Here is a 22,350-nt window from a genome sequence, read left to right on the forward strand (position 1 = left end):
TAGTGATAAGGGGTGGCGATTACGGGTTATTGCCAACCGCTGCCGCCATTTTGTCGCCACTTGGCAGGGTAGCTAACGGGTTGAATCGCAGGGCTGTTTCAAGATGGTCTGGTGCCAGATGAGCATAGCGCATGGTCATTTTAATGTCGTGGTGACCCAAAATTTTCTGCAAGGCAAGGATGTTTCCACCTGACATCATAAAGTGTGCTGCGAACGTATGACGCAGAACGTGTGTAAGCTGCCCGCGTGGAAGCACTATAGAGGTTTTCTCCATCACAGATAAAAACTGGAAGTAGCAGTCGGTAAAGAACTTGAAGCCGTCTAGGGCTATTATTTCCTCATACAGCTCTTTGCTGATCGGAATGCTACGGTTCTTTTTGCCTTTGGTCCTGACGAAAGTGATTCGATATTTTGTGACTTGAGAGCGCGTGAGGTTCACAGCTTCGCGCCAGCGTGCTCCGGTGCTCAGACAGATTTTAACGACCAGTGCGAGCAGGGGGCTTTGGCGGTTGCAGTCGTACAAAAGCTCAGTAATTTGTTCATGCGTCAGCCAGGCCATTTCCTTTTCTGCGATGGTGAATTTGCGCATGTTCTCCAGCGGGTTAGGCGCTGTCCATTCACCTAGTCGGGCCAGCTCGCTAAAAACGCCGCTAAGGTAGCTTTGCTCAAGGTTGATAGTTACCGGGCTGGCACCTTTCTTCCATTTGTCGCTAAAGTAAATTTCACCCGTTAGGCGTTTATCACGGTAATGCGCGAACAATTTGGAACTGAGATCTGTAGCGAGGGGGTTTCCGAGTGCATCGACCATCAAAAGTAGCTTGTCGTAAACATGCTCGCCAGCAGTCAGGGATTTGCCGTGCAGTTTGAACCAGAGTTCAACGACGTCTTTTAAAGTCCGACGGTCTACAGATTCCCCCAGCCAGGGCTTAGCCTCCGTCTCTTCCATCGTGTGGCGTTCAAAAGCCAGCGCTTCCCCTTTAGTGGAGAACTGCTTACGCACACGACGTCCACTACGTCCGGTTGGGTAGCATTCGCAAATCCATTTTCCTGTGTCGAGTTTTCGTACTGCCATAAAAAAGCCCTCATGTCTGAGGGTTAAATTTAACTGTATGTTTGAACAGTGGTCAATGTTTGTTTAATCAAAGAATATACATCTTAATAGGTTCAAGATTTGAACAGCATGACATTTGATAAATAGGTGTTTGAATTAGATGAATATGTTATTTTATGTCCAAGTCATCTTATGATGTCTGAAACGTTAACTATGAATAATTATATTTTTATTATATACATAGGGATTTAGTGGGAATGAAAGAAAAAAATAATTTAATGCCAAGCATACTTTATAAATATAGAGATGATTCTGAATATACAGAAAAATTGATAACAGACAATAAAGTTTGGCTTTCCTCTCCTGCTTTTTTAAATGATCCACTGGAATGTAGGATAGGAGAAATACCAAAGGACTGGGAAGAGAAAACAATTCGTGAATTAGAGCAAGGTCAAATAATGGGGGTGATGATGCCCCTGCCTGATTTTAAACCACCAAAAACACTATTCTCTCTAAGTGAGAGAGCAACAAAACAATGGCTTAAGCGATTTAGAAACTTGAACCATGATCGTAAAGTTAAAGCTATGAGGGCACTTTACTCAGAACATGGAATGGAACTCTCTAAACCGCAGAATATATTTAAAGATATGCACAAGCGCCTTGCGAAAGTAGGTGTTTTTAGTCTTAGTGAAACTTGTTGTAATGAGTTGATGTGGGCTCATTATGGGGCTAATCATAAAGGAATTACTTTTGGTTTTAGTACAGATGGTGAATGCAGATTGGCAAATGCACGCCATTGTTTACCAGTGGTTTACTCAAAAGAAAAACCTAAATTTAATTGTGGATTCAAAAATGAAGTGCAAATTATGGCACCAGGAAGTGGTGTGCCAAACATTCAAAGAGTATCATTTGAAGATGATACTTTTAGAGCAACAATAAGTACAAAAACACTCGCATGGGAATATGAGAAGGAATGGCGCTATATAGAGGAAACATCAGGCCTATTTGACTTTCCTGGGGTATTAAGTCAAGTCATCTTTGGATTAAGGATGAGTTCTGAAAGGAAAAAATATTACAAGGAATTGGTGCTAAAAAACATAAACAATAAAGTTGATTTTTATGAGGTGGTAGAGAATGGCAGCCTCAATGGAATCGATGTGAGGGAGATAAATGTTAGATAAATTAAAGTTAATGATTGATTTTTCATAAAATAATTCGTTTTTTAGGTGAAAAACCTGACTGAGGCTTATGAGTAGAAACAGTCAGGTGATTTACTAATATTGATGTTAAGCAACTACTAGTTTATTGCTTGATAACTTTTCCCGTTCACGCTCATTATGTATGGCGATCGACTCTCTATACTCTTTAGCTTCTGCAAACATCGTCCAATGCGCATCAATACTCATTTCTTGAATCGTAGATTTGATGTCTTTTATACCAACATTGAAGAACTCTTTGCGTGAGTTAACTTTGTTCACTTGCTTATCGTTAAAAACTTTGTGGAGATGATTTTCGAGTGATGGGGCATCCTCACTGTAGATCATTGCATGCACATCGAATGAGAAAGGCACGCTGGCATCACCCAGCTCACGAACACGATCAAGTGGTTCAAGTCTTCGCGTCATCCCAATCTTATAAACATTTTCTCCAAAGGAGCCGATGTTACTGATCACATATACGTGACCTGAACGTGTTTGCTGCGCCATCGAAATTGCTCGTTGGTTTTTAGCTTCAGCTTCTTCGTATTTAATTTGCAGCTCAGTCAGTTTCTGTTCGAGGGCTATACGTTGTTCTTCACCTGCGAGCATCAGTTCTTTAGTTGCTTTATCAATGGCCTGTTGAATTGCTTTTTCTTCTTTTTCAGCTTCTTTTATCGCTTTTTCATACTCGCGACGTGCTTTTTCTTCTTCACGTAACTGCTCTTTGATTCGTCTTTGTTCCTCTTTTTCTTCGAGCATAATTTCATTTACGGCTACTCCCCATTTAAGCTCGTTGAGTCGGGCTTGTAAGTAGATATCGGTGATCCTGGCGGACCTAAAGGCTGAACCATTAAAATTCACGAGTTCAAACGCATCTTTTATTTCTTGGGATAATTTACCATAATTGTTATGTTTAATTTTTGAAAGCGTGCTATCGACCTTTCCATTAAAAGCATCTAGCACAAATTTAATTGCGGTGTTTCGTCTGTTCGGTTCGACGTACTCGCAGCTTGCCGCTTTGCTTGTCTTGATAAGAGACTTAGTTAATTCTCTAGCTTTTTGCAGCTCTTTCCCAGCATCCGTAAATTCATAGCTCTCTGCCAATTCGTCCAAAACGCTTCGGTTTGGAACAATCCATTCATCACCGTACCCCTCAATTTTATTTTTCATTGACTTGGCTACAGCTTGGTAGGTTTCTGCAAATTCTTTCGCTTCATATGCAGAACCGGCGATTTCTTTTGCTCTGCTCTCTGCATCAGCGACTATTTTCATTGCATTATCATTAGCATTGGAGATTAGCTCATCGGCCCTACTATTAGCGTTATCCAATCGTTCCTTGGCTTTTAAACGCGCATCGCGAGCATCTTTAGTTATCACAACTGCTTCGTTGTTGGCATTACTTATCGTTAGTCGGGCTTGGTTATTTGCTTCTAAAATGATGCTGGAGGCTTTAAGTTGTGCTTCATTCACTGTGCTTTTAGCAATCGAGTCTGCTGTTTTTATCGTCTTTTCGGCATCCAGAACCGCACTATGCAGTTCTTCATATTGCCACAAAGGAGCAGCTCTTCCTTCAAGCTCTGAGTGCTCTCGAATAGAGTTCGCTAAATGTTCTTGGCTTTCACTCAATTCATTCGAAAGAGCTATGTTACGATCATTAAGTGCCTCGATCTGGAACTTATGTTGTTTGCTCTTCTTGAGCAACATGACAGCCAGGATGGGGGCGAGTATGGCTAACAGCAAAACTACAACAAGAAACAAATCCATTTTTAAATCCTTTTACTGAATCAGTATGTAACTGTTGTGCTTCTTATACATGCAATGACTTCTATATCTGCAAATGCACACTCAAAACTATTTTCTGCAGTAGAGATTTTAATCATGCCTTTCGGCAGCCTTGTAATCAGTCTAACGGAATAGGTCCCATCGATATTGATCAACCAGTGCCCATCTAACACTTCCGTGAATTTTTGATCACAGATGTATGTGGTACGGCCATCACGAACAACAATCGGGGATGAAAGATTGGTAGGAAGAAATGACGCGTCAAAAACATATGAGCCATCTTTAACCATTTTTCCCGCAGTCAGACGAAACTTCACAAGCTCTTCAGTGGTTGCTGTTTGAGAACTTAGCTTAAGGCCTTGCCCGGTAGTCAACCAGTTGAGCGAGGTGCCTGTTTCCAGGGCACATTGAATTATCCAATCTGCGGGAAAGGTATCTCGCATGTACCTATTAGCCAAAGTGCTTTTTGACACTTCTAAGTGGTCAGCAAGGGCCTGCCGTGTTGTAAACCCATATGCCTCGACCAATCGCTCAATCGCAGCCTTGCCACCATGATTGGGATTTATTTTGATCTCACTTGGGTACTTTGATGTTGACATATCTCTTATGCGATCCTAGTATCAATTTCGTCCCCATTTGGGGACTTGTCACGATTACTACCGGCTCACCACAAGCCAATAGGAGATGTTGCATCATGACCCCTAACATTTCAATCACTCTGAATACACCGCACGTCACAATTGAACGCTACAGCTAGCTAACAGGACTGCCTGTAGACACCATTAACGACATGCTCGCTGATGGTCGTTTGCCTCGCCATCGTCTGCGTAAGGACAAGAAGCGCGAGAAAGTGATGATTAATATCGTCGCGCTGACGGTTGATGCGCTTTCTGATTGCAATGTCGCTATTAGTTAGTTCCATTTTGAGATACATCGGAGTTTCTTGCTATGTTTGACTATCGAGTTTCCAAACACCCGCATTTCGATGATGCCTGCCGTGCCTTTGCCTTACGTCACAACATGGCGAAGTTGGCAGAACATGCAGGAATGAATGTCCAGACGCTGCGCAATAAGCTGAACCCGGAGCAACCGCATCAACTTACGCCGCCGGAGATTTGGCTGCTGACTGATATCACAGAAGACTCAACGCTGGTTGACGGTTTTCTGGCTCAAATCCATTGCCTGCCGTGCGTGCCATTGAATGAAGTGGCAAAAGAGAACCTGCCACATTACGTCATGAGTGCAACTGCGGAGATTGGGCGAGTAGCTGCAGGCGCAGTATCCGGTGATGTGAAAACCAGTGCAGGCCGCCGCGATGTTATCAATAGCATCAACTCTGTTACGCGCTTAATGGCACTGACAGCTGTTTCATTACATGCGCGTTTGCAGGCCAACCCGGCGATGGCAAACGCGGTGGATACTGTGACGGGCCTCGGCGCTTCGTTCGGTCTGATCTGAGGTGGTTATGCTGACTAAAGAACCATCTTTTGCATCACTGCTCGTTAAGCAAAGTCCTGCAATGCACGGTGGTCATGGCTGGATTATGGGGAAGGATGGCAAGCGCTGGCATCCATGCCGCTCTCAGGATGCGCTGCTGGATGAACTTTCCACTAAAAAGCAGGGGAAACCATGGCTATTGAAGGCGATGCTGCGACTGTTCCGCTAAGCGCTGGCCTCCGCCTTAATGGGTTAAACCACATAGCGGAATTAAGGGCGAAAGTGTTTGGCTTAAATATTGACTCAGAACTGGAGCGCTTTATTAGCGATATGCGGGACCTACGGGATATTAACCATGAGCAGAATAAACGCGCACTAGCCGCAATATTCTTTATGGCAAAGATTCCGGCGGAACGTCATAGCGTCAATGTTAGTGAGCTGACGACTGACGAAAAGCGGGAGCTGATTAAAGCAATGAACCATTTCCGTACAGTGGTGAGTTTATTTCCAAATCGGCTAGCCATGCCGAATTAACCCACAACCGAAATTAAAGGCGTAAACCCGCCGGGCTCCTTATTGTCCAAATTCAGGAGAAACAACAATGCGAAATATTGAAATCCGTATCACCAAAACAGGAACAGATGATGCTGGCCTTAACCAGATGCTGACTGATGCACGTATGGAAGAGCGCCGGGCACGTGCTGCGGCAATGGTTGCCCGTCTTGATAGCCTGGCTTGCCATATCACGTCACGCCAGCTTAACCACGTTGAAGCGGCGGAGCTGCTGCGTATTGCGGCTGAAAACATTCAGAACGAAGCTCAGGAGATCCACTGATGGCAGATTCAATGGACCTTGTACAGCAACGCGTTGAAGAAGAGCGCCAGCGCCACATCCACACCGCCCGCAACAGGACGCCGGGCGTTTCTCGTGTGCTTTGCATTGATTGCGATGCACCGATCCCGCCAGCTCGCCGTCGCGCTATTCCGGGTGTGCAGTGCTGTGTCACTTGTCAGGAGATTGCGGAGCTGAAAGGTAAGCATTACGTAGGCGGTGCTGTATGAGCACTATCCTGAAATGGGCGGGAAATAAAACCGCAATAATGCCGGAACTGATTAAACACCTTCCTGCGGGCCCGCGACTGGTTGAACCTTTTGCGGGTTCCTGTGCTGTGATGATGGCGACAGACTATCCTCATTATCTTGTCGCGGATATTAATCCAGACCTGATTAATCTCTATCAGGTGATTAAGAATGATGTTGAATACTTCATCAAAGAGGGCAGATATATTTTTGAAGCCCGTAACGATCAAGAGGCATATTATAAGACGAGACAGGAGTTTAACTTGCGCCATGGTGGCGCAATTGAACGCGCATTGTATTTCTTATATTTAAATCGCTATGGTTATCGCGGACTGTGTCGCTATAACTTGAACGGCTATTTTAATGTTCCTTACGGTAATTATAAAAAACCGTACTTCCCTGAAAACGAAATACGCGCATTTGCAGAAAAAGCAAAACGCGCAACGTTTATCTGCGCCAGCTATGACGAGACACTGGCACTGCTGCAGACGGGTGATGTGGTTTATTGTGATCCGCCATATGACGGCACGTTTAACGGATATCACACAGCTGGTTTTACAGAGGATGATCAGTACCATCTGGCGTCTATTCTTGAACGCCGGTCATCAGAAGGCCATACGGTTATCGTGTCCAACAGCGATACGTCTCTGACCCGTTCACTTTATCGTGATTTTACTCGCCATCGTATAACCGCTAAGCGCAGCATGGGCGTGGCTGCCGGTGATAGTAAAACTGCAGTAGAAATCATCGCCACAAAATCAGCATGCTGGTTTGGTGTTGATTTGGCGTCTGGTCCTGATATCTCGGTGGAAACTGAGGTGCGGGCGTGGCAGTGAGTAAATTCACATTACATCATGCACAAACCACCGGCGGCTCGAATGAGGCCGACGTGGCCTTTCCATGGAATGCCCCAAAAAAAGCGGTTAACCCGTATCTGGATCCGGCGGAAGTAGCGCCGGAGTCTGCGCTTTCAAACCTCATCACTCTGTACGCTGCGGATAACGAGCAGGAACATCTGCGCCGTGAGGCGCTGAGTGATAAGGTTTGGGAACGTTATTTCTTCAATGAATCCCGCGATCCTGTCCTGCGTGAAATGGAGCAGGATCGGCTGATTAGTCATGCCAGAATAGCCCGCGAACAGCAGCGCGTTAATCCCGATTTGGTGATTATTGCCGATGTAAGCGCCATGCCTGCCCATATCAGCAAGCCTCTGCTGGAGCGGATTAAATACTTCCATAGCCTGGGCAGGGCTAAAGCTTATTCCCGCTATCTGCGCGAAACAATCAGACCGTGTCTTGAGCGGCTGGAGCGCATGCGTGACAGCCAGGTGTCTGCGTCTTTCCGGTTCATGGCGAGCCAGGACGGGCTGGAGGGGCTGCTGGTACTGCCTGAAATGAATCAGGAGCAGGTCAAGCGCCTTTCCACGCTGGTTGCGGCACATATGAGCATGTGTCTTGATGCGGCCTGCGGTGATCTGTTTGTCAGTGACGATGTTAAACCAGAAGAAATCCGCCAGGCATGGGAAAGGGTTGCTGCAGAAGCCATGCGCCTTGAGGTCATCCCGCCTGCCTTTGAGCAGTTACGCCGCAAAAAGCGCCGCCGCAAGCCGGTGCCTTATGAACTGATCCCACCGTCGCTGGCGCGCATGCTGTGCGCGGACTGGTGGTATCGCAAATTGTGGCAGATGCGCTGTGAGTGGCGGGAGGAGCAGCTGCGTGCCGTCTGCCTGGTCAACAAGAAAGCGTCCCCGTATGTCAGCTATGAAGCCGTGATCCACAAACGCGAGCAGCGCCGCAAATCGCTGGAGTTCTTCCGCTCGCATGAGCTGGTCAACGAAGACGGCGACACGCTGGACATGGAAGACGTGGTGAACGCCAGCAACAGCAACCCGGCACACCGCCGTAATGAAATGATGGCCTGTGTTAAGGGACTGGAGCTGATCGCGGAAATGCGCGGAGACTGCGCGGTGTTTTATACCATCACCTGCCCGTCACGCTTCCACGCAACCCTCAACAACGGCAGACCTAATCCGAAGTGGACCAGTGCCACTGTCCGGCAGAGCAGTGACTACCTGGTTGATACGTTCGCCGCTTTCCGCAAGGCCATGCACAAGGCCGGGTTGCGCTGGTATGGCGTTCGCGTTGCAGAGCCGCACCATGACGGCACCGTGCACTGGCATCTTCTGTGCTTCATGCGCAAAAAAGACCGCCGTTCCATCACCGCACTGCTGCGTAAGTTTGCCATCCGTGAAGACCGCGAGGAGCTGGGCACCAATACCGGGCCGCGCTTCAAGTCCGAGCTAATCAATCCGCGCAAGGGAACGCCGACCAGCTATATCGCCAAATACATCAGTAAGAACATCGACGGGCGTGGGCTGGCTAAAGAAATCAGCAAAGAAACCGGCAGATCACTGCGTGACAGCGCCGAGCATGTCAGCGCCTGGGCGTCACTGCACCGTGTTCAGCAATTTCGTTTCTTTGGTATTCCTGGGCGTCAGGCATACCGCGAGCTGCGCTTGCTGGCAGGTCAGGCGGCGAGAGTACAGGGCGAACGCAAAGCGGGTGCGCCGGTACTGGATAATCCACGTCTGGATGCGGTACTGGCGGCGGCTGATGCGGGCTGCTTTGCCACCTACATTATGAAGCAGGGCGGTGTACTGGTTCCCCGCAAACATCACCTTGTCCGCACGGCTTATGAGCTTAACGACGAACCGAGCGCCTACGGCGATCACGGTATCCGTATCTATGGCATCTGGTCCCCGATTGTAGAGGGCAAGATTTGCACGCACGCGATGAAGTGGAAAAAGGTTCGTAAGGCCGTTGACGTTCAGGAGGCGGCAGCCGACCAGGGCGCTTGCGCCCCTTGGACTCGTGGCAATAACTGTCCCCCTGTTGAAGATCTGAATAAATCAGGGGGGGATTTATCCGATATTAAAACCATGGATGAGAGGGAACCGGGGGATTATCTCCACGACTTGAGTCAGAAGGAACGGCGGGAGCTTACAGCTAGGTTAAGACTGGTGAAACCGAAACGGAAAAAAGCATACAAACTGAATATTTCGGAACAGCGGCGTCTGCAGCTTGAGGCAGAACTGAGTTCCAGAGGGTTCGATGGCAGCGAGTCAGAAATTGACCTGCTTCTGCGCGGCGGAAGTATTCCATCAGGAGGAGGGCTGCGTATTTTTTACAGAAACTATCGTTTGCAGGAAGATGATAAATGGCGGCAGTGGTACGGCTGACGCAGTTTTAACAATTTGTGCGTTATTGATTAGCATCAGATCCATTCAACTGACTGACAAAAAACAGTTTTACATTTCTCATTATTCACTATACTGTAATTATAATCAGTGGATATATATACAGTTGTTGTATGTCCGAGGTAGCGATAGGAGGGAAAATGCAGGATTATCTTTTGGAGTCGTTGAAGCTCCAGCGCATTGATTTTTTTATCAAGCTTGTAGCAGCTAGTGAGTGCAGCGACGAAGAAAAGCGACTGGCTATCCAGTGGGTGTCCGAACTGACCGACGAGCTGATGGCAAAAATCAGAAGCCATGAATACTGTCGGTCGATGGACGTGATCAATTAGGGGAATCGGTATGCGCATTGAAATAATGATCGATAAAGAGCAGAAGATTAGCCCGGCAACGTTGAGCGCCCTTGAGTCAGAGCTTTATAAAAATTTGCGCCCTTTATATCCAAAAACGGCAATTCGGATCCGCAAGGGAAGCGCCAATGGTATCGAACTGAGCGGACTTAAGTTAGACGAAGATAAAAAACGAGTAATGGAAATTATGCAGCAGGTTTGGGAAGACGACAGCTGGCTACATTAGGGGACGTTGCTGGCGTCAGGACTTGATTCTGATGCCAGCAAGGTTGAACAACGAGCAGGGCGAGGCGTTAGTGATAAAAAAGTTCACCTCTGGCTCATAGATTCTGCATTCAACGATACCAATTGTTTATAATTTATTGATATATTGAGGTATTAATCACGAGGGATACCATGGATAACATTATGATAGATATGGAAACGTTAGGTGTTTCTGTATCCTCCCCGATAATTTCTATTGCAGCCGTCTTTTTTGAAACTGATGGTAGTGTCGGAAAGACGTTTTATCGCGTTGTGGACTTGAAGTCAGCACTTTCAAATGGGCAAGTTGAAGCTTCCACGCTTGCATGGTGGATGTCTCAGTCTGATGAGGCCCGTAAGATTTTCTCTGATCCAAACGCTACCCCTCTTGACCTTGTTTTGCGCGATTTAGATGCCTTTATCAAAGATGAGGGTAACGCAGAAAACGTGAAGGTTTGGGGGAATGGCCCTTCTTTCGACAACGCTATTTTGGCTCAGGCATATAAAAATTTTGACGTTTTGTTGCCTTGGCGGTTCAGAAATGATCGTGATGTAAGGACCATTGTGGACTTAGCAAAATGCATAAAAAACATTGATCCTCTTAAGCTGGCTGTCCGGGAAGGTGTACATCACAACGCACTTTCAGATGCACTCTTTCAAATTGAATGTGTTTCTATAGCTTATCGGGTACTTAAAGGCTAGGAAATGGCTATGCAGCTGATTGATGTAAGCGATTGGCGCAGGGATGATGAACACGGTATCTTCCCTATAGGCGCAAGGGACAAAAAAATGCTCTGGTCTCCATGGCAGGATATTGAAGGGGTCAAACCAAATTGGCCATATCTCTTTAAACTGTCTAGGGAGGCATACCCCGACCAATTTTGGATGGAAACCATTGCTTACATAGTCGGCTGTGCTATGGGCGTAGAAATTCCAAGAGCCATCCCTGCTGTAAGGGTAAATGAGTCAGGCTCAAAAGAGTATGGTGCGCTTCTTGAGTGGTTCTACGATAAAGATTATGAACATTTTATCCATGCATCCGATATTTTTCATGTATTGAACAAGGAGTTCGATGACGAATCAGGGAGACACCATAATGTTGAAGATTTAAGGGTGATTTGCAGGACGCTGAGCATCCATGGGGTGATTCATACGGATTGGAACCGCTGGCTCTGCGATATGTTTTTGCTGGATTCTCTCATTGGAAATAGTGATCGGCACCAAGAAAATTGGGGGTTTGTGTTCACAATCCATAGAGGTGCTGATGGTAAAACACTGCGTGATTTAGCCGGAAAGGTAGTCTCAACTGGCAAGCTTTCACCTTATTTCGACAACGGAACCAGCTTAGGACATGAGAGATTTCCTGATAAGGTTGCAGCATGGGATGATAAAGCTCTTGATAATTACATCCAGAAAGGGAGCCACCATCTCAGATGTACAAGAACGGACACTAAGGTTAGGCTTGGGCATCTGCAATCAATTCATGAGTTAGCTCATGAACCGGCAATGTTGCCACTAATTAATGAACGACTAAGCTTTAACATAGATGATCTTTGCGGCAAAATACGCGAGCTCACGGACATAGATGCAGGAGATGGGGCACTTTCTTCAGCGAGAGTCGAGTGGGTGATTAGGCTGTTAAGACGCCGACATATGAGGTTAAAACTAATAACTAACATGCGAACTATCAATCACATTGTCGAGCCATTGCGGTTGTGGCTTACATGGCAACCTGCAGGTGGTGGTTCTCGTTATGTCGTAGGGTATATTGATCGAAATGAGGGTGATCAATACACCTTCACGTACAACTTCGAGACTGCTGACTTCAATGCGGCTATCGAAAGAGGTTTTAAAGGGCATCCGGCGTTTCAATTCAAGTCGCAAGTTCACACTAATAATGTGCTTGAGCCGTTTTTACGTCGATTGCCGCCAAGGAAACGTAAGGATTTTGCTGAGTATCTGGCTCAACATCTCTTACCTACTGATTTTCCTGGTTCTGATTTTGCCTTACTTGGCTATACAGGTGCCAAGTCTCCAGCTGATGGATTCTGCCTGATTAACGATTCTTCGGTTTTTGAGCGCAGTTGTGAATTACTGTTAGAGGTTGCTGGCACTCGTTATCAGGAAGGCTTGGACCTCTCGTTGGTTCAAGTTGGTGACCCTGTAGAGTTTGTTGCAGAGCCGGATAACCCGCATGATAACGATGCTGTTGCGGTTATGCATGCTGCAGGACGATTGGGGTATGTAAACAAAGTCCATTGCAAAGTTGTAAAAGCCAGTGCTAAGGCTAAAAAGCTCAATGCCTTTGTAGCCAAAAAAAATGGCACTCAAGCGAGGCCTTTGGTCTATCTACTCGTTGAATGCCAGTAGGTGCATATTCATGCTGCATGAATCCGCATGATCGTTTAAAGATCGTTTTTGGTAAAGCCCGCCAGTTTTGGCGGGCTTTTGTCTATGTCATGCAGGTGCATGAAAACCGCTACATAAAGCGGGCAGGCGTGGCGGGGATACGAGCGCGCGCTCAGTGGTCTTTTGCTAACCAATGTAGATATCAGAATGTTCAGTTATGGCCCTCAGAAAGACACTGAGGGCATTTACTTAAGAAGGGGAGTAGTTACGTGCAATAGGAGCATGGCTGACTGTGACGTAGGAGTTATCCATTGCCAACACAGTGTCCCTTAAGCTAAAGAAAGGGAAAGCTGAAAAGTTTGCATGTTGAGGGGAAAGATCAATTTGCAATCGACTATCCGTTGGGGATAATATCCGCGAAAATGGAGCTATTTCATTAAATATACTATTTGGTTCGGTGAACAACAGTGCAATCGGATAAAAGTATATACAAGCAGCAACACTCATCCTTTCTTTGCTAGAGCTTGTTGTATTCAAAAGGCTAAACAGCGCTCCGGTGATGTTCATCCGATTAGGATAAAACCAGTAGTGGAATGTATGTGTATCACAAATATTGTTGTTCTTGCCCAAAACAAAATCGCTCAGATGTTTGAAGAATGGCGCATCACCTCTTGGTTCACTGCATGATTTGTTTGGGGCCGCAGACAGCACATGACCAACCATGCCTCTCAAGTAGGATACAGCATTAACATCCGATGAAACTGAGTTGTAAATCGAAACAGGATATTGTAAATATTCTTTAATGCGAGCATCCAGATTGCTGACGACCTTTTTAATCTCAGAGTCGTGTGCACCTAATAAATTATTGCAATGTGCGCAAATAGTTTTGAACACACTCCCATGATTTGCTTTTACACCTTTAATGTCAGCATTTCTAAACTCTGTAATGAGCCGTTGCTCAACTAAGGCAGGCGGGATAACACATTTGGGAGGAACATGATCCTGACTCAACTTGCCATGGCTACCGCAAATTAGGCAAAATCCCTCTTGAATTGAGGCATATTTCCATCTTTCAGATATTTTCGACAAAACTAACTATCCTTGAATTTCCATTTTTGGACATTATTTGCGTAAAATATGTAATAAGCAACATATGAGAAAAGATCTCCATCTCAACTTTAATGGTCAGTTGTTCACGTCTAGTGCATACTTTGTGAAACGTACTACGTTATCTCCTAACCAGTCATTTATTTCTTTTAAGCGTTTCTGTAGTGGGATGAGTTCATTTATCACGAATACGCGGCTAGCCTTCTCCACATCACCAAACCCCCCAACATTGCTCGGCATAATCCCCATCATCTGCGGCGGGACACGGTGTGCTGCCATCATGTCATCGCGACTGACGTTCTTGATGTTCAGAAATTCATCTTTTGCCGCGACCTCAGACAACGGAATGATTTGAATACCGTCCTTCTTACCGTTCGGCGAGTACATAAACAGGTTACGGAAGTTGCCCGGCCCTTTGGCGCTTTTCATGGCCTGGCGGATGTTGTTCACATCTTCCTGGTTCTGCGCGGCGTCGGTCATGTACATGATGAAACCCGCGTGGCTGCCGTTGATGTAGTACTTCCGGCGGAACAGCGTAGCGGACTCATTCAACAGTGCAGAAGGGATGGCGGACAGGTATTCCGGCAGGCCGTAAATCTCCTGGTTTAAATCCGGCTCCATCAGATGAAAAATGCTGCCTTTGGTGAACTCATACGGCTGCGTGGTCATGCCGTACTGCACAAACCAGTACGTATCCAGATCCACGCCGCGGCGGGTGTATTTCGCGAGCGACGGCTCCAGCGATAAAATGCCGCCGAGCCGGTTGGTGCGCTTCTCCAGATAGGCGTTGCCAAACACCAGATAGTCCTGCACAAAGCGGCTGAATGCCTGCTGACTGAGTAGCGGGTGCGGGATAAAGGTGCTGGTCAGAATGTTGCGTTTCACGGCAATCGGTGAGCTGTGATGCACGGCGGCGCGGTAGGTCCGTGCCAGACCGTCAAAACTTACTGGCGGCTCATACCAGCGGTCCATCTGCACGCACTCCACGTAATCCAGCAACTCGCGTCGGTCCAGTACGGGGATCGGATCGCCAAAACTGAATGCTTCTGCCGTCGCCGCTTTATTCGGCAGTTTTTCAGGTTCAATTGTGCCCAAGTTGGCGGCCTCGTTTTGTTCACTCATTAAAAAATCTCCACAATATTACTGGTATTGGCGGATTCGCCCTGCAGCGGTTCGTTAAACAGTGCGTGCATCGTTGCCCATGCCAAATCTGCGTGGCTGGCTTCTTCGCTGCGGCTGGCTTCATAGGTCGGACGGTTGCCGCTGGCGGTAGTAGCGCGGCGGATAGCCATAAAGGATTGCGCAATGTCGGTGTGTCCTGCGTCAAACTCCAGACGCCGGTGGCTGATAATGTCGTATGCCTTGAGCACCAGGGCGTTTTTGACGTTGGGGTTGTAGACAAACTCACGCACGGCAGGAAAGAACGCTTTCACGTTCTCATAAACACCGTGCCCGACGCCGGTCGAGTCAATGCCGATATAGGTCACGTTGTATTGCTGCGTCAGTTTTTTGATAGCGTCCGCCTGCGCGCGGAAGTCCATCCCGCGCCACTGGTGCCGCTCAAGAATGCGGAACTTGCCGCCCGGCACCGTTGGCGGAGCCATGACTACACAGCCCGCGCTGTCGCCGTTCTGTGTACCTTTCGCCGGGTCGTAGCCGATCCAGACTTCGCGCCAACCAAACGGGCGCAGCGCCAGCGCCTGAAAATCTGCCCAGACTTCCCAGCTGTCCACCATGCACGCCTGCAGCTCACTGAGCGGGAACACTGACGCCAGATCGTCAATAAAATCGCACATCAGCAGGTTCTGGAATTCGTCCGGGCTGTACTCCATGCGCAACTGGTTGAGGTCGAAAAGGTTACAGCCGCCGCGCACCGCATCTTCCACGGTGACGATCTGACGGTACTGTCCGTCAGGGCAGAGCAGGCCGCGTGCAAGGTTGCTGTGGGTCAGGTCAATATCCACCTTGTCCGCTTTGGCACGCCCCCGGTTAAACAACGCGCCGGACCAGAACGGATAGGCACTGTGGGTCAGGCTGGACGGCGTGGAGAAGTAGGTTTGTCGCCATTTCTTGTGAATGGCCATACCGGAGGCAACCTTGCGCAGTTCCTGGAATTTCTGTATCCAGAAATACTCATCAAGGTACAGGTTGCCGTGGTAGCTCTGCGCCGTGCGGGCGTTGGTACCGAGGAAGTACAGGCACGCCCCGTTGCTGAGCGTCATAGGGTCGCCTTTCAGCTCAACATCCACCTCTTTGGCAAAGTCGATGATGTATTGCTTAAAGACGTGCGCCTGTGCCTTACTGGCAGAAAGGAAAATCTGGTTGCGCCCGGTGGTGATGGCATCAATCAGCGCTTCGCGGGCAAAAAAGAAGGTCGCCCCGATCTGGCGCGACTTGAGCAAATTGCGGATACGGTGGCGATTGCCTGCTTCCCACCAGTGGCGCTGGTAGGCAAACATCGAATGGTGGAAAATCTCCTGCAGCTTTTCGATTTGTTCGTCGGTAAACAGATTCTTTTCCGGCTGTTTGCGCGGGCCTTTGTTACGGTTGGCTACTTTCGGGTTTAAATCAGCTTCGTTCCCGCCATCGTTAAATTTGCCGATCCGGGCGTGGCGCTCTGACTGGCGCGCCAGCAGGTCAATTTCCTTGAAGTCTTTCCCTTCTTTCTGCTCCTTCATGATGAGCTGGCAGTAACGGCGGCGGTGGTGAGCTGCATCTGATCCAGCGGCCCATAGTCGCCCCACTTGTCGCGTTTTTTCCAGCTGTGAACGGTTGCAACTTTTTCGCCCAGCATTTCAGCAATGCGGGCTACGCGATATCCCTGAAAGTACAGCAGCATGGCCTGCCGACGGGGATCGAGGTCTGCGGGGGTCAGTGTCGTGTTCATGACACAAGCCTACGGCCTTGACAGGCTGCTTTCCCCGGCTGCGGTTTGTGTGGTTTATCGTACAAATACAGCGCGTTGTCTCACGCCCCCCATCACCGCAACCATAAGGCTCCAGTAAGTTTTCTAACGGAGCACGGCTCATGACAGTGAAAGCAAAGCGTTTTCGTATCGGGGTGGAAGGTGCCACCACTGACGGACGCGAGATCCAGCGTGAATGGCTGGAACAGATGGCTGCCAGCTACAACCCGATGGTCTATACCGCGCTGATTAACCTTGAGCACATCAAGTCTTATCTGCCGGACAGCACCTTTAACCGCTATGGCAGGGTGACGGGGCTGGTTGCAGAAGAAATCCAGGATGGGCCGCTTGCGGGCAAGATGGCGCTTTATGCTGATGTCGAACCCACGGACGCACTGGTGGAACTGGTGAAAAAGGGCCAGAAGCTTTTCACCTCCATGGAGGTCAGCACGAAGTTTGCCGACACCGGCAAAGCCTACCTTGTGGGGCTGGGTGCGACGGACGATCCGGCGAGTCTGGGTACTGAAATGCTGGCATTCAGCGCCAGCGCCGCACACAACCCGCTGGCGAACCGTAAGCAGAACCCTGAAAACCTGTTTTCGGAAGCAGTTGAAACGCTGATCGAACTGGAAGAAGCCCAGGACGAAAAGCCGTCCCTCTTTGCCCGCGTCACCGCGCTGTTCACCAAAAAAGAACAGACCGACGATGCGCGCTTCTCTGATGTGCATAAAGCCGTGGAGCTGGTCGCTACTGAGCAGCAGAACCTGAGCGAGCGCACTGACAAATCCCTGTCCGATCAGAACCAGCGCCTTTCTGAATTGGAGTCCTCCCTGCAGGAGCAGCAGACCGCCTTTGCCGAGCTTGAGCAAAAGCTTAGCAGCGAAGACAGCCGCAAGGATTACCGCCAGCGCGCGCCGGGCGGTGACGCACCGGCAGGCACCCTGACCAATTGCTGATGGAGCATATAACCCGATGAAAAAGAAAACCCGCTTTGCCTTTAACGCTTACCTGCAGCAACTGGCGCGCCTGAACGGTGTGGAGATTGAAGAACTCTCCAGCAAGTTCACCGTGGAGCCGTCCGTGCAGCAGACGCTGGAAGACCAGATCCAGCAGTCCGCCGCTTTCCTGACGCTGATTAATATCACGCCAGTCACTGAGCAGTCCGGGCAGTTGCTGGGGCTGGGCGTTGGCAGCACCATTGCCGGAACCACCGATACCACCACCAAAGAGCGCGAGCCTACCGATCCGACGCTGATGGAAGACGTGGAATACAAATGCGAGCAGACCAACTTTGATACGGTGCTGACCTACGCAAAACTGGACCTGTGGGCAAAATTCCAGGACTTCCAGGTGCGTATCCGCAACGCCATCGTCAAGCGTCAGGCGCTGGACCGCATCATGATCGGCTTTAACGGCGTGAAGCGTGCCAAAACCTCCAGTCGTGCTGAAAACCCGCTGCTACAGGATGTAAATAAGGGCTGGCTGCAGAAAATCCGCGAAGACGCGCCGGATCACGTCATGGGCAGCAAAACTGCAGAAGACGGCACCACTACTGCGGAACCGGTAAAAGTAGGTCCGGGTGGTAAGTATCTAAATCTTGACGCGGTGGTGATGGATACCGTCAACGAGCTGATCGATGTGGAGTATCAGGATGATGACGAGCTGGTTGTTGTCTGTGGTCGTGAACTGCTGTCTGACAAGTATTTCCCGCTGGTTAACAAAGACCAGGACAACAGCGAGAAAATCGCCGCCGATCTGATTATCAGCCAGAAACGCATGGGCGGCCTGCAGGCTGTGCGCGCGCCTTTCTTCCCGGCAAATGCCTTGCTGATCACCCGTCTGGATAACCTGTCCATCTACTGGCAGGAAGACACCCGCCGCCGTTCTGTTATCGACAACCCGAAACGTGACCGGATTGAAAACTTTGAATCCGTCAACGAGGCGTATGTGGTCGAGGACTACCGCTGTGCGGCGCTGGTAGAAAACATCGAAATCGGTGATTTCAGCGCGCCTGCCGCACCGGAAGCTGGGGAATAACGCATGAGCCTGAGTCCCGCACGGCAGCACCGCCTGCGCATTCAGGCTGAACAGGCCGCCCGTGAGGGCGGCAGTGTTCGCCATGCGTCGGGCTATGACCTGATGCTGCTGCAGCTGGCAGAAGACCGCCGCCGCCTCAAGGGTGTCCAGTCCACTGTGAAAAAGGCGGAAATCAAGGTGGAGCTGCTGCCGAAATATTCCGCCTGGGCGGAGGGCGTGCTGGCTGCCGGAGGTGCGCAGCAGGATGACGTGCTGATGTACGTGATGTTGTGGCGTATTGACGCCGGTGATTATGCCGGTGCGCTGGAAATCGGGCGTCATGCGCTGCGCCATGGCTGGGTGATGCCGCTGGGCAACCGTAATGTGCAGACCGTGCTGGCAGAAGAAATGGCAGACGCGGCGCAAAGAGCTTTGCTAGCCACTGCCGGTTTTGATGCCGATCTACTTTTGCAGACCCTGGACCTGACAACCGATCTGGATATGCCGGACCAGTCGCGGGCGCGTCTGCACAAAGCCATCGGCGCGGTACTGACCGAAAGCAAACCGGCTTCTGCCCTTAATCACCTTACCCATGCGCTGCAGCTCGATCCACACTGCGGTGTGAAAAAAGAAAAGCAGCAGCTGGAGCGCAGACTGCGTAATGACCGCCGCTAAAGAACGTGCCCCGCGCACGGGCGGCACGGGGTGGCGAAAGGCACTGCCACATCAAAACCCCGTCCACCGCCCACTTATTCAGGAGAAAGCCGCATGAAGTTTGTTGCGCCCGAACAGGCACCGGAACTGGCGGAGGTCATCAAAAACACGCCGTTCTGGCCTGATGTGGACCTGTCGGAATTTCGCAGTGTGATGCGAACTGACGGCACGGTGACGCAGCCGCGTTTAAAGCAGGTTGTGCTGACGGCTATTTCAGAGGTTAACGCTGAGCTGTACGACTTCCGCAACCGCCAACAACTGCTGGGCTGGCAGACACTCGCTGAGGTTCCGGCGGACATGCTGGATGGTAAAAGCGAGCGTATTCGGCACTACCACAACGCTGTTTTTTGCTGGGCGCGCGCTGTACTCAATGAGCGTTATCAGGACTATGACGCCACGGCGTCAGGTGTGAAACGGGGGGAGGAGCTGGCGGAGGCCAGCGGTGATCTGTGGCGTGATGCCCGCTGGGCCATCAGCCGGGTGCAGGATGCGCCGCACTGTACGGTGGAGCTTATCTGATGAAAGTGCGTGCGCATCAGTATGACACGGTGGATGCCCTGTGCTGGCGTCATTACGGGCGCACGCAGGGGGGCACTGAGCAGGTTCTGCAGGCAAATCCGGGGCTGGCAGAGTACGGCCCATTTTTACCGCACGGGCTGCAGGTGGAACTGCCGGACATTACGGCGTCAACCACGGCGCAGACCGTCCAGCTATGGGACTGAATTATGACGCTTGAACGAATCAGCGCCTTTATCACTTACTGCATCGCCGTGCTGCTGGCATGGCTGGGCGATCTGTCGCTCAAGGATTCATCAACGGTTGGCGGCGTGCTGATTGGTGTGCTGATGCTGGCTATCAACTGGTACTACAAACACCAGTCTTTCAGGTTGCTGCGCGATGGCAAAATTTCACGGGGGGAATATGAATCCTTCAATCGTTAAGCGCTGCCTTGTCGGGGCGGTGCTGGCTATCGCCGCCACGCTGCCCGGTTTCCAGTCGCTCAAAACCTCCGTTGAAGGGCTGAAACTGATTGCCGATTACGAGGGATGTCGTCTGCAGCCGTATCAGTGCAGTGCGGGTGTCTGGACCGACGGGATCGGCAACACGTCCGGCGTGACGCCTGGCAAAACCATCACGGAACGGCAGGCGGCGCAGGGGTTAATAAACAATGTACTACTGACTGAAAAAAGGCTGGATGCCTGCCTGGCGGTTAAGCCCCCGCAGCATGTCTACGATGCGTTGGTGAGTATTGGTTTCAATGTGGGGACCGGCGCGATCTGCAGGTCAACCATGGTGTCATATATCAATCGCCAGCAGTGGTGGCAGGCATGCAACCAGCTACCGCGCTGGATTTACGTTAACGGTGTGAAAAATAAAGGTCTGGAGAACCGCCGCGCGAGGGAACTGGCCTGGTGTCTGAAAGGAACTGGAGCGTGACGCGCGCACTGGTGGTAGGGCTGGCGCTGGTTCTTGCGGCGCTGGCCTGGCAGTCGTGGCGACTTAACAATGCCACTCACACCATTGAGACGCAGGGCGCGGCGCTGAAAAGCAAAACGCAGGAACTGACGAAGAAAAATAGTCAGCTCATCGGCCTGTCCATACTGACCGAAACCAACAGCCGGGCGCAGACGCGGCTTTATGCGGCAGCGGAACAGACCACTGCACTGCTGCGCAGCCGCCAGCGCCGGATCGAGGAGCTAAAACGTGAAAACGAGGATTTACGCCGCTGGGCTGACACTCTTTTGCCTGCTGACATTATCAGGCTGCGCGAACGTCCGGCCCTCACAGGAGGTGCAGCTTACCGTAAGTGGCTGTCCCAGAGTGACGCAGTGCCGCCTGGAAAGGTCAGCGCCGCGCAGTAACGGCGATCTGAATGCGGTGCTGGATGAAACCGAGGCCGCCTGGGCGGTCTGTGCTGACAAAGTGGACACGATTATTGCGTGTCAGGAGCGAGACAGTGAACAAACCGCAGTCCTTACGCAGCGCCCTGAATAAAGCGGTTGCCTATGTCCGCGATAACCCGGACAAGCTGCACCTTTTCGTTGATAACGGCTCACTGGTGGCAACCGGATCCAGCTCTATGTCATGGGAATACCGCTACACCCTGAACGTGGTGATCGAGGATTTCAGCGGCGATCAGAATCTGCTGATGGCTCCAGTCCTGCTGTGGCTCAGTACCAGCCAGCCGGACGCCATCAACAACCCGGATCTGCGCGAAAAACTGTTCACTTTTGAAGTGGATATCCTGCGCAACGATGTGTGCGATATCAGCATGAACCTGCAACTGACAGAGCGTGTACTGGTCAGCACTGACGGTAATGTGTCGAGCGTTGAAGCGGTGCCGGAGCCGGACGAACCCGAAGAAATGTGGACGGTGAAACGTGGATGAGCTGCAGAGGGTGGATGATTGGCTGACGGCACTGCTGGCGAATCTGGAGCCTGCTGCACGTCAGCGTATGATGCGTGAACTGGCTCAGGAAATGCGCCGCAATCAGCAGGAGAACATCCGGCTGCAGCGTAATCCTGACGGCAGCGAATACGAGCCACGTAAAGTCACCATCAGGACTAAAAAGGGGCGCATCAAGCGGCAGATGTTTTCGAAGCTGCGCACCGCGAAGTACCTGAAAACTGCAGCCAGCGCGGACTCAGCCAGCGTGCAGTTTGATAGCAAGGTGCAGCGCATTGCGCGAGTGCATCATTATGGTTTGCGAGATCGGGTAAGCCACAATGGGCCAAAAATACACTACATGAAACGGCGGCTCTTAGGATTTAATTCAGAATTAGAAACCGCTGTTAGTCATCTATTAATTAAATGGCTAAGTTGAGTCTAGACTATGTATTTTTTTTTACTATGTATGCTAAGG

At 50.0% G+C, this 22,350-nt stretch carries 29 protein-coding genes and 1 pseudogene; 24 read left to right on the forward strand and 6 right to left on the reverse strand.

The genetic code is table 11. The annotated features are described in order from the left end of the window. Nucleotides 1-19: 19 nt before the first annotated feature. The gene (locus ACERJC_RS03060) at nt 20-1,072 is read right to left on the reverse strand and encodes a phage integrase (protein WP_373670984.1); all 1,053 of its coding nucleotides are present in this window, start codon (nt 1,070-1,072) and stop codon (nt 20-22) included. 236 nt (nt 1,073-1,308) lie between these two features. On the opposite strand from ACERJC_RS03060, the gene ACERJC_RS03065 reads away from it, so the two are divergent. Continuing rightward, on the forward strand, nt 1,309-2,232 hold the full coding sequence (locus tag ACERJC_RS03065) for a DUF2971 domain-containing protein (RefSeq protein ID WP_373670985.1): 924 nt from the start codon (nt 1,309-1,311) through the stop codon (nt 2,230-2,232). A gap of 105 nt (nt 2,233-2,337) precedes the next feature. Here the strand turns inward: ACERJC_RS03065 and ACERJC_RS03070 are convergent, their stop codons facing one another. Together ACERJC_RS03070 and ACERJC_RS03075 are read right to left on the reverse strand one after the other, a co-directional pair. After that, a complete protein-coding gene (locus tag ACERJC_RS03070; protein ID WP_373670986.1) occupies nt 2,338-4,014 on the reverse strand; it encodes an SNIPE associated domain-containing protein in 1,677 nt (558 codons plus the stop codon). Between the two features lie 20 nt (nt 4,015-4,034). Further along, entirely contained in the window at nt 4,035-4,631 is a 597-nt protein-coding gene (locus ACERJC_RS03075; protein ID WP_373670987.1) for a phage repressor protein CI, read from the reverse strand. Between the two features lie 167 nt (nt 4,632-4,798). Here ACERJC_RS03075 and ACERJC_RS03080 point away from each other — a divergent pair, with 167 nt between their 5' ends. The 12 genes from ACERJC_RS03080 (at nt 4,799) to ACERJC_RS03135 (ending at nt 12,765) form a co-directional block, all read left to right on the forward strand. Next, nucleotides 4,799-4,948, forward strand: a complete 150-nt coding sequence (locus ACERJC_RS03080) for a regulator (protein WP_373671670.1) — start codon at nt 4,799-4,801, stop codon at nt 4,946-4,948. A 32-nt stretch (nt 4,949-4,980) separates the two neighbouring features. Continuing rightward, nucleotides 4,981-5,490: a phage regulatory CII family protein gene (locus tag ACERJC_RS03085; protein ID WP_373670988.1), complete on the forward strand. Its 510-nt coding sequence runs from the start codon at nt 4,981-4,983 to the stop codon at nt 5,488-5,490. A 7-nt stretch (nt 5,491-5,497) separates the two neighbouring features. Next, the gene (locus ACERJC_RS03090; protein ID WP_373670989.1) at nt 5,498-5,698 is read left to right on the forward strand and encodes a phage filamentation protein Fil family protein; all 201 of its coding nucleotides are present in this window, start codon (nt 5,498-5,500) and stop codon (nt 5,696-5,698) included. Continuing rightward, a complete protein-coding gene (locus ACERJC_RS03095) occupies nt 5,662-6,003 on the forward strand; it encodes a DUF5347 family protein (protein ID WP_373670990.1) in 342 nt (113 codons plus the stop codon). Before ACERJC_RS03090 ends, ACERJC_RS03095 begins: the two co-directional genes overlap by 37 nt. Nucleotides 6,004-6,070: 67 nt before the next feature. Continuing rightward, nucleotides 6,071-6,304: a DUF2732 family protein gene (locus tag ACERJC_RS03100; protein WP_373670991.1), complete on the forward strand. Its 234-nt coding sequence runs from the start codon at nt 6,071-6,073 to the stop codon at nt 6,302-6,304. Then, nucleotides 6,304-6,531: a TraR/DksA family transcriptional regulator gene (locus ACERJC_RS03105; protein ID WP_016150819.1), complete on the forward strand. Its 228-nt coding sequence runs from the start codon at nt 6,304-6,306 to the stop codon at nt 6,529-6,531. The genes ACERJC_RS03100 and ACERJC_RS03105 overlap by 1 nt, the downstream gene beginning before the upstream one ends. Then, complete coding sequence (locus tag ACERJC_RS03110; RefSeq protein ID WP_373670992.1) at nt 6,528-7,385, forward strand: DNA adenine methylase; 858 nt, start codon at nt 6,528-6,530, stop codon at nt 7,383-7,385. Before ACERJC_RS03105 ends, ACERJC_RS03110 begins: the two co-directional genes overlap by 4 nt. Beyond that, a complete protein-coding gene (locus ACERJC_RS03115; RefSeq protein WP_373670993.1) occupies nt 7,376-9,787 on the forward strand; it encodes a replication endonuclease in 2,412 nt (803 codons plus the stop codon). Before ACERJC_RS03110 ends, ACERJC_RS03115 begins: the two co-directional genes overlap by 10 nt. A gap of 158 nt (nt 9,788-9,945) precedes the next feature. Next, nucleotides 9,946-10,134: a hypothetical protein gene (locus tag ACERJC_RS03120; protein WP_373670995.1), complete on the forward strand. Its 189-nt coding sequence runs from the start codon at nt 9,946-9,948 to the stop codon at nt 10,132-10,134. Between the two features lie 10 nt (nt 10,135-10,144). Further along, on the forward strand, nt 10,145-10,378 hold the full coding sequence (locus ACERJC_RS03125) for a DinI family protein (RefSeq protein ID WP_373670996.1): 234 nt from the start codon (nt 10,145-10,147) through the stop codon (nt 10,376-10,378). A gap of 170 nt (nt 10,379-10,548) precedes the next feature. After that, complete coding sequence (locus ACERJC_RS03130; RefSeq protein WP_373670997.1) at nt 10,549-11,097, forward strand: 3'-5' exonuclease; 549 nt, start codon at nt 10,549-10,551, stop codon at nt 11,095-11,097. Between the two features lie 3 nt (nt 11,098-11,100). Continuing rightward, nucleotides 11,101-12,765, forward strand: coding sequence for an HIRAN domain-containing protein (locus tag ACERJC_RS03135; RefSeq protein ID WP_373670998.1), 1,665 nt, complete (start codon nt 11,101-11,103; stop codon nt 12,763-12,765). A gap of 228 nt (nt 12,766-12,993) precedes the next feature. Here ACERJC_RS03135 and ACERJC_RS03140 read toward each other — a convergent pair whose 3' ends face one another. The 3 genes and pseudogenes from ACERJC_RS03140 to ACERJC_RS03150 all read right to left on the reverse strand — a co-directional run bounded on the left by ACERJC_RS03140 (nt 12,994) and on the right by ACERJC_RS03150 (nt 16,738). Then, nucleotides 12,994-13,833: a hypothetical protein gene (locus ACERJC_RS03140; RefSeq protein ID WP_373670999.1), complete on the reverse strand. Its 840-nt coding sequence runs from the start codon at nt 13,831-13,833 to the stop codon at nt 12,994-12,996. Between the two features lie 96 nt (nt 13,834-13,929). After that, nucleotides 13,930-14,973, reverse strand: coding sequence for a phage portal protein (locus ACERJC_RS03145; protein WP_373671000.1), 1,044 nt, complete (start codon nt 14,971-14,973; stop codon nt 13,930-13,932). Next, nucleotides 14,973-16,738: pseudogene (locus tag ACERJC_RS03150) on the reverse strand (terminase ATPase subunit family protein). Before ACERJC_RS03150 ends, ACERJC_RS03145 begins: the two are co-directional and overlap by 1 nt. Before the next feature lie 140 nt (nt 16,739-16,878). Between ACERJC_RS03150 and ACERJC_RS03155 the strand changes: the two are divergent. From ACERJC_RS03155 to ACERJC_RS03205, 11 genes are all read left to right on the forward strand, one after another. Then, nucleotides 16,879-17,712 (forward strand): GPO family capsid scaffolding protein, encoded by an 834-nt coding sequence (locus tag ACERJC_RS03155; protein ID WP_373671001.1) that lies wholly within the window; start codon nt 16,879-16,881, stop codon nt 17,710-17,712. A 16-nt stretch (nt 17,713-17,728) separates the two neighbouring features. After that, nucleotides 17,729-18,793 (forward strand): phage major capsid protein, P2 family, encoded by a 1,065-nt coding sequence (locus tag ACERJC_RS03160; RefSeq protein WP_373671002.1) that lies wholly within the window; start codon nt 17,729-17,731, stop codon nt 18,791-18,793. A 3-nt stretch (nt 18,794-18,796) separates the two neighbouring features. After that, the gene (gene gpM, locus ACERJC_RS03165) at nt 18,797-19,447 is read left to right on the forward strand and encodes a phage terminase small subunit (RefSeq protein ID WP_373671003.1); all 651 of its coding nucleotides are present in this window, start codon (nt 18,797-18,799) and stop codon (nt 19,445-19,447) included. Nucleotides 19,448-19,540: 93 nt separating this feature from the next. After that, nucleotides 19,541-20,005: a head completion/stabilization protein gene (locus ACERJC_RS03170; protein ID WP_373671004.1), complete on the forward strand. Its 465-nt coding sequence runs from the start codon at nt 19,541-19,543 to the stop codon at nt 20,003-20,005. Continuing rightward, nucleotides 20,005-20,208 carry a tail protein X gene (locus ACERJC_RS03175; RefSeq protein ID WP_110108669.1) on the forward strand — a complete coding sequence of 68 codons (204 nt, stop codon included), beginning with the start codon at nt 20,005-20,007 and terminating at the stop codon, nt 20,206-20,208. The genes ACERJC_RS03170 and ACERJC_RS03175 overlap by 1 nt, the downstream gene beginning before the upstream one ends. A gap of 3 nt (nt 20,209-20,211) precedes the next feature. Then, entirely contained in the window at nt 20,212-20,427 is a 216-nt protein-coding gene (locus ACERJC_RS03180; protein ID WP_373671005.1) for an HP1 family phage holin, read from the forward strand. Then, nucleotides 20,408-20,923 (forward strand): lysozyme, encoded by a 516-nt coding sequence (locus ACERJC_RS03185; protein ID WP_373671006.1) that lies wholly within the window; start codon nt 20,408-20,410, stop codon nt 20,921-20,923. The genes ACERJC_RS03180 and ACERJC_RS03185 overlap by 20 nt, the downstream gene beginning before the upstream one ends. Further along, the gene (gene lysB / locus ACERJC_RS03190) at nt 20,920-21,348 is read left to right on the forward strand and encodes an Rz-like lysis system protein LysB (RefSeq protein ID WP_152402678.1); all 429 of its coding nucleotides are present in this window, start codon (nt 20,920-20,922) and stop codon (nt 21,346-21,348) included. Before ACERJC_RS03185 ends, lysB begins: the two co-directional genes overlap by 4 nt. Continuing rightward, nucleotides 21,233-21,481 carry an Rz1-like lysis system protein LysC gene (lysC, locus tag ACERJC_RS03195; RefSeq protein WP_373671671.1) on the forward strand — a complete coding sequence of 83 codons (249 nt, stop codon included), beginning with the start codon at nt 21,233-21,235 and terminating at the stop codon, nt 21,479-21,481. The genes lysB and lysC overlap by 116 nt, the downstream gene beginning before the upstream one ends. After that, nucleotides 21,444-21,875, forward strand: coding sequence for a phage tail protein (locus ACERJC_RS03200; protein ID WP_373671008.1), 432 nt, complete (start codon nt 21,444-21,446; stop codon nt 21,873-21,875). Before lysC ends, ACERJC_RS03200 begins: the two co-directional genes overlap by 38 nt. Continuing rightward, nucleotides 21,868-22,311 carry a phage virion morphogenesis protein gene (locus ACERJC_RS03205; protein ID WP_373671009.1) on the forward strand — a complete coding sequence of 148 codons (444 nt, stop codon included), beginning with the start codon at nt 21,868-21,870 and terminating at the stop codon, nt 22,309-22,311. The genes ACERJC_RS03200 and ACERJC_RS03205 overlap by 8 nt, the downstream gene beginning before the upstream one ends. Nucleotides 22,312-22,350: the final 39 nt, after the last annotated feature.

This window comes from Citrobacter telavivensis (assembly GCF_041807075.1).
Lineage (GTDB): Bacteria > Pseudomonadota > Gammaproteobacteria > Enterobacterales > Enterobacteriaceae > Citrobacter_A > Citrobacter_A telavivensis.